The organism is Ruegeria sp. AM5, from assembly GCF_056540645.1.
This window is the reverse complement of sequence record NZ_JBQFXC010000027.1, coordinates 1-1,727: the sequence shown is the minus strand read 5'-3', so window position 1 is coordinate 1,727 and position 1,727 is coordinate 1. Positions and strand designations below refer to the sequence as shown.

The window sequence follows — 1,727 nt, the reverse complement described above, 5'->3', positions numbered from 1 at the left end:
GCAAATCCGCCGCATAATCACAACAACCAGTTGAGCCAGACCCTCTCTTAGTTCAGGCGGCCATCTGTCCCAAAATCCCTGACGACGGACAGTCAGACACCCGGATTTTGCACCGGTGACTGTGGCCACAGCGAATGAGACCAAAGCCAGTTGGACAATTTTTTTCATATAGAGGACGCTAAACGCTTCTTTAGTCGAATAAAACCCAAGCTGCACGACTCTCGGCCATGAGCGGACCCCGCCTTACCTTGAGCGAAATCGACGAGCTCGAAATCGACGATGCACTCAATCGAGGCGGTACCATCGGCAGATTGGACCTAAGCTTTGTGGCGCAAATTCACGAAGCCATGCAGAGGACGCCGTTTACGTCTCAACGCAACAAAGAGCGGCTTGCTGTGTTGTTCTCGACCTATCTGTAACGGCCCCGCTTAGGCGGGGCCTTTGCTTTCTAAAGTGTGCTTTTACCATATTGGTAAACGTACATTCGCCCTCTGTTCTGACTTCTGAATTGTTTCGTGTGCGCTTCCATGTTCTGCCCCTATATCGATGCCATTGAGGTGTCATAATACCCAAAAAAGAAAGAACAAGAAGGAAACAAATAAGGCTCAAAGGAGGTTTCTGAGATGCAATCATTGAGCACCAATTTGCCGATTCTTTTAGCAACAGGAAATTTTGCTGCGACCGAATACCGATTGAGTTATTGTCCTGCATGCTCAGACAATTGGAGTAGAGAATGGCTCAGCATTCTCGGACAAGAACTGAACTGGTCGCGATACCTAGTGACCTTGTCGGCACGCGTGCCGCAGTGTTTTTCTTGCTCAGTAGACCTAAGCGCCGCAAACTCCACATCGGATTTGCTGACCGAGCCGCTAACACTCCCACGCGCCCTTCAGCACTTGAGCCTCGCGGTCGGCACTACACAAAGACACTCCTTTTGACGGACGAGTTTATCTTCACCTAAGTCTGGCTGCATCAGTTCGAACGAACATGATGAATTCAACCACGTGTTCGCAACAAATAATAAGCTTTTACAACTCGTTAACCAACTTGTGGGCATGGGCCATGGGCTGGTGCATCGAGCGGTAACCATGAAAAAGTCGGCAATACTGGACAATTTGAAAGAGGTAATAGGCTGAGATAGAAAAAGGTTCGGCAAGCTGGTCAAGTATGACGATCACAACGGATTTTCAGAGGAAGAATTGAAGGGATTGGATGAGTTGTACGCACGCAGCCCACCACCCAACGCCATAACCGAACCTGCACACCCGCCGTCATACGTGTATCGAGACCGACTTTCACGAAAGAATGCTGCTGGTGGTGGCCTGATTAAAGACGACGACGGGGCTAACCGGCCTCACAATTGGGGGCATCGCGAGCGACTGCGGCAACGCTTTCTCAAAGGCGGTCACGATCCAATGCCGGAATATGAGCTTTCAGAGCTGCTACTTTTCAAAGCAATTCCGAGGATCGACATTAAGCCATTGGCCAAACGTCTGCTGGCTGAGTTCGGCGACCTGAATGGGGTCATTGCAACCTCAAAGCACCGAATTCTCAAGTTAGATGTGGCTAGTGACCGGGTTCACTACCATCTGCGCGTTATAGAAGCTGTCGGGTATAGGATGGCACAGGCACAGATTTGTCCGTCGTCAGGGATTTTGGGACAGATGGCCGCCTGAACTAAGAGAGGGTCTGGCTCAACTGGTTGTTGTGATTATGCGGCGGATTTG

Annotated in this window: 1 protein-coding gene and 1 pseudogene; both read left to right on the top strand. The window is 50.3% G+C overall.

Annotation, left to right across the window (positions count from 1 at the left end):
• The first annotated feature begins 227 nt into the window (after positions 1–227).
• Positions 228–419, top strand: coding sequence for a hypothetical protein (locus ACR0AH_RS21080; RefSeq protein ID WP_170734261.1), 192 nt, complete (start codon positions 228–230; stop codon positions 417–419).
• Between the two features lie 738 nt (positions 420–1,157).
• A pseudogene (locus ACR0AH_RS21075) lies at positions 1,158–1,527 on the top strand (RadC family protein); the annotation flags it as partial.
• Positions 1,528–1,727: the final 200 nt, after the last annotated feature.